The organism is Kineococcus glutinatus (assembly GCF_039542765.1).
Lineage (GTDB): Bacteria > Actinomycetota > Actinomycetes > Actinomycetales > Kineococcaceae > Kineococcus_A > Kineococcus_A glutinatus.
Genome location: NZ_BAABIL010000310.1, coordinates 1 through 4,437 on the forward strand (window position 1 = coordinate 1; position 4,437 = coordinate 4,437).

General features: G+C 77.8%; 4 protein-coding genes. 1 reads left to right on the forward strand and 3 read right to left on the reverse strand.

Features of this window, described 5'->3' with window-relative positions; genetic code table 11:
• Positions 1-198: 198 nt before the first annotated feature.
• Positions 199-1,785, reverse strand: a complete 1,587-nt coding sequence (locus tag ABEB16_RS12040) for an aminopeptidase P family protein (protein WP_425560175.1) — start codon at positions 1,783-1,785, stop codon at positions 199-201.
• A 155-nt stretch (positions 1,786-1,940) separates the two neighbouring features.
• Here ABEB16_RS12040 and ABEB16_RS12045 point away from each other — a divergent pair, with 155 nt between their 5' ends.
• Entirely contained in the window at positions 1,941-2,615 is a 675-nt protein-coding gene (locus ABEB16_RS12045) for a DUF6758 family protein (protein ID WP_345712490.1), read from the forward strand.
• 119 nt (positions 2,616-2,734) lie between these two features.
• On the opposite strand, the gene ABEB16_RS12050 is transcribed toward ABEB16_RS12045, so the two are convergent.
• A complete protein-coding gene (locus tag ABEB16_RS12050; protein ID WP_345712491.1) occupies positions 2,735-3,844 on the reverse strand; it encodes an amidoligase family protein in 1,110 nt (369 codons plus the stop codon).
• A partial coding sequence (locus ABEB16_RS12055; RefSeq protein ID WP_345712492.1) for a hypothetical protein occupies positions 3,841-4,437 on the reverse strand: 597 nt, incomplete at its 5' end. The genes ABEB16_RS12055 and ABEB16_RS12050, both read right to left, overlap by 4 nt.

Sequence of the window (4,437 nt, forward strand, 5' to 3'; positions counted from 1 at the left end):
GCACGGGCAGCCGGCGGCGCCGGGCGAGCAGCAGCCCGCCCCCGCGCCCACCGGGCCGACGTACTCCGAGCAGATCGAGAAGCAGCGCCGGGAGCGGCGCGAGCGCGAGGAGCAGGAGCGCCGCGCCCGCGAGGGCGGCCGGGAGGGCTGAGGCCGGGGCGTCGCGCCCCGGCCGGCCGCGCCCCGGTCGAGCCCCGGTCAGGCCCCGGGCGCGCGCAGCCGGGCCATCCAGCGCTCCACGTCGTCGGGGCGGCGCGGCAGCGCGGCGGTGAGGTTCTCGCAGCCGTCGGCGGTCACGAGGACGTCGTCCTCGATGCGCACCCCGATGCCCCGCAGCTCCGGCGGCGCCAGCAGGTCGTCGGACTTGACGTACAGACCCGGCTCGATGGTGAACACCATCCCCGGGCGCAGCTCGGCGTCCAGGTACATCTCCCGCCGCGCCCGCGCGCAGTCGTGGACGTCCAGGCCCAGGTGGTGGCTCGTGCCGTGGGCCATCCAGCGGCGGTGGTACTGCCCCTCCGGGGCCAGGGAGTCCTCCGCGCCCACCGGCAGCAGCCCCCAGGAGGCCAGGCGCTCGGCGACCACCCGCATCGCGGCCTCGTGCACGTCCCGGAAGCGCGCCCCGGGGCGCGCGACGGCGAAGGCGGCGTCCGCGGCGTCGAGCACCGCCTGGTACACCTGCCGCTGCGCCGGGGTGAACGTGCCGCTGACGGGCAGCGTGCGGGTGACGTCGGCGGTGTAGAGGGAGTCGACCTCCACGCCGGCGTCCAGCAGCAGCAGATCGCCCTCGCGCACCGGGCCGTCGTTGCGGATCCAGTGCAGCGTGCAGGCGTGGTCGCCGGCCGCGGAGATCGTCTCGTAGCCGACGCCGTTGCCCTCCACGCGCGCCACCCCGTCGAAGGCCGCCTCGACCACCCGCTCGCCGCGCGGGGAGGCCACCGCCGCGGGCAGCCGGCGCACCACCTCCTCGAACCCCCGCACGCTGGCCGCCACCGCCAGCCGCAGCTGCTCGACCTCCCAGGCGTCCTTGACCAGGCGCAGCTCCGAGACGGCCGTGGCGAGCTCGTCGTCGGCCTCCTCGCGCTCCTGCCCGCTCGCACCCGGCCGCAGCCCGTCCACCAGCTCGGTGGCGCGCGCGTCGGCCTCGCGCAGCACCCGCAGGCCCTTGGTCGCCGCCTCCGCCAGCCGCCCGGCCAGGTCGGCCTCCAGCCGGGACACGTCGCGGCACTCCAGCCCCGTCGTGGTGCTCACCGCCGCCAGGCCCGGGCGGGGCCCGACCCACAGCTCGCCGTAGCGGGCGTCGGCGTAGAACTCCTCGCTGCTGCGCTCGGCCTGCGGGCGCAGGTAGAGCACCGCGTCGTGCCCGCCGGCGCCGGGCAGCAGCACGAGGACGGCGTCGGGCTCGCGGTCGGTGCCCAGCCCCGTCAGGTGCGCGAAGGCCGAGTGCGGGCGGTAGCGGTAGTCGGTGTCGTTGGAGCGCACCGACAGCCCGCCCGCGGGGACGACGAGCACCTCGCCGGGGAACAGGCCGGCCAGCACGTCGCGCCGCGCGGCGGCGAACGGTGCCGAGGCGTCGGGGGCGGTGGGTTCGGCCGGCCGGGGACCCCAGCCGTCGGCGATGAAGCGGCGGAACGCCTCCGAGCGCGGCAGGGAGCGGTGGCTCTTCGGGTCCTCCGGCGGCAGGGACTCGCTGGCGGGTGCCTCCGCCGTGGGGGACCGGCCCGGTGCGTCCTCGCCGCCGGGGACCTGGCTGCCGGGAACCTCGCTGGGGGGCGTCTCGCTCACCCCGCCAGTGTGCCCCGCCGCGCCGCCGGGTCGAACCCCTCCCGCGGCGGTCGTCGCCGGCGCGCCGCCGCGAGCGCACCTCGTGCACACTGGGAACGGCGATGGCTGGTCACCCCTGGTGTTGACGGGGTTCCCGCGGCGTAGGACGGTGGAGCATGAGCGGTCAGGGAACCTGCCCGAGGTGCGATGCTGCGGTGCGGCCGCCCACCATCTGGCGCAGCACGTGGACGTGCCCCTCGCACGGCGACGTCGTTCCCCTGCACCCGGCCCAGCGGGCCGACACCGAGCACCTGGAGTGGCTCGCGTCCTGCTCCGACGTCCCGGTCTGGCTGCCGTGGCCGCTGCCCGCCGGCTGGCTCGTCACCGGGGTGCGCTGCGCCCGCGACGGCCGCAGCGGGCGCGCCCAGGCGGTCGCGATGGCCGTCAGCGGCCCCAACCCGCTGCGCAGCCCGGCCGAGCAGCCGGTGGCCGACGCGCTGCTGGTCTCCGAGGTGCCCGGCACGGGGCTGGGGGCCCACCTGGCCGGCCGCCTCGACGTGGACCCCGGCGACGGCCTGCTCGACGGCCCGCCGGTGGCGAAGGTGCACGCCGCCGGCGCCAGCGCACCCCTGTGGGAGGTCGACGGCGCGCCGGGGGACCGGTCGGTGTTCGTCGGGGAGGCCGGTGGCGTCTGGCTGTGGGTGGTGCTGTGGCCGCGCTCGGCCAGCAGCCTGCTGGAGCACGACATCGACCTCGTCGACGTGCGCGACCCCGGCCACACCCTCGACGTGCCCTGCGGGGCGATGTCCCCGCACCTGCAGTGGGAGACGGCGCCCCGCGCGGCGTCCTGACCGCCGCGTCCGGCCCCGGGCTCCTGCCGCATGCAGCGCCCGTCTCCGGGTTTCGGCGTGCCGGTGCGGGGCTGGTGGCGCCCGAACCCGGAGATGGGCGTGCCGGCCCCGGGGAGGGATCAGCCCCCGGCCAGGGCCACGAGCGCCGCGTCGGCGGCGGCCGGGGCCGCGGGTGGGGCCGGCAGCGGCTCGGGGGCGCGGCAGCGGCGCAGCAGCCCTTCGACGACCGCCGCGCGCTGCACCACCTCCGCCCCGTGCAGCGACCCGGGCAGGACCCGCACCTCCACGGTGTCCCGGCGCGGGGTGTCGGTGAGCAGCGCGGTGAGGTTCACGTCGAAGAACTTCGTCAGCCCCGTGCCGGCCGCCGCCGCCCGCAGCGCCGGCCACCCGCCGCGCCGCAGCCCGGGGTCCTCGACGAGGGCGAGGAGGTCGGCGGGCAGCGGCCGCAACCGCCGGCACGCCGGGTTCGTGCCGAGCACCCGCCGCAGGGGGCCGCGCCAGCGCCCGAACAGCCGCACGAGGTTGCGGAAGGCCGCGCCGTCGCGGAAGGGCGCGCCGTCCAGGTGCAGGTGGACGGCCGCCTCGACGGGCACGGTGAAACCCAGCTCCCGGGCCGGGGCCAGCAGCTCCTCCAGCGCGGCGAGGTGGTCGCGCACCAGCGGCGGGGTGACGACCTCGCAGGGGCGTTCGCGCTCCCCGGGCAGCGGGGCGACGAGCGCCACGGTGGCACCGCCGCTGTCGTCGAGGCGCCGCACGGGCCCGATGCGCTGCACCGCAACGCCGAAGGCCGCGGCCACCGGGTCCAGGACGGTGTCGGGCCCCGCCGCCGGGTCGGCGAGGTTCTCCACCAGCCGCAGCAGCCGGGCGTCGTCGGACAGCACCCGGAACCACCCCGGCCGCGGCCCGGCGGTGCGGTCCAGCCCCTCGCGGATCGTGATGTCGTCGACGAGGGTGCACAGCTCGGTGCCGTCGGCGCGGTGCACGGCGAAACCCCGCGTCAGGTGCAGGAAGTTCCCCATGCCCGGCACGAGGGAGGGTTCGGCGTCGGCGTGGAACACCGCCCGCGCCGTGCCGCCGGTGCGCCGGGCGAGTTCCGCGGCGAGCTCGGCCCGGCTCGAGCCGCGCGGGGCGAGCAGCTCCACCTCGACGCCGACGCGCTCGCGCAGCACCGGCGGGGTCGGCGGCGCGGTGTGCGGTGCGAGCGCGCCGGTCGCGGGTGGTGCGCTCACGCGGGGACGTCGCCGTCGCCGCCGTCGGGCGCCGTCTCCCCGCCGGGCGGGAACGGCAGGGGCAGGTCGTCGAGGATCTTCTGCCCGGCGGTGACCTTCGCGTCGTAGGGGGTGGGGGAGTTCCACAGCGCGGCGAGGGCCACGGCGTCGTCGTAGCCGTACGCGGCGGCGAAGAACGCCTCCAGCGCCCGGTCCTCCGCGCTCGGCGGCGGCGCGGGGGCCTCCGGCGCCGAGCCGGGGGCGATCGGCAGGGCGAGGTCCTCGAGCAGCTTGCGCCCTGCGGTCACCTTGACCTCGCCGACGTCGGCGACCTGCCACAGCTCCGCCAGCGCCACGGCGTCGTCGTGGTCGTAGCCGGCCTCGAAGAAGGCGTCGAGCCGCTGCTGCTCGAGCACCTGCTCGGCCGTGGCCGCCTCCCCGCCGGGCGGGATCGGCAGTTCCTCGCCCTCGAGGATCTTCAGCCCGGCGGTGGCCTTGGCGTCGGAGGGGGTGGGGGAGTTCCACAGCGCGGCGAGGGCCACGGCGTCGTCGTAGGTGTAGCCGAGGGCGAAGAGGGAGTAGATGGCGCCGACGACCAGACCGGTGAAGGTCAG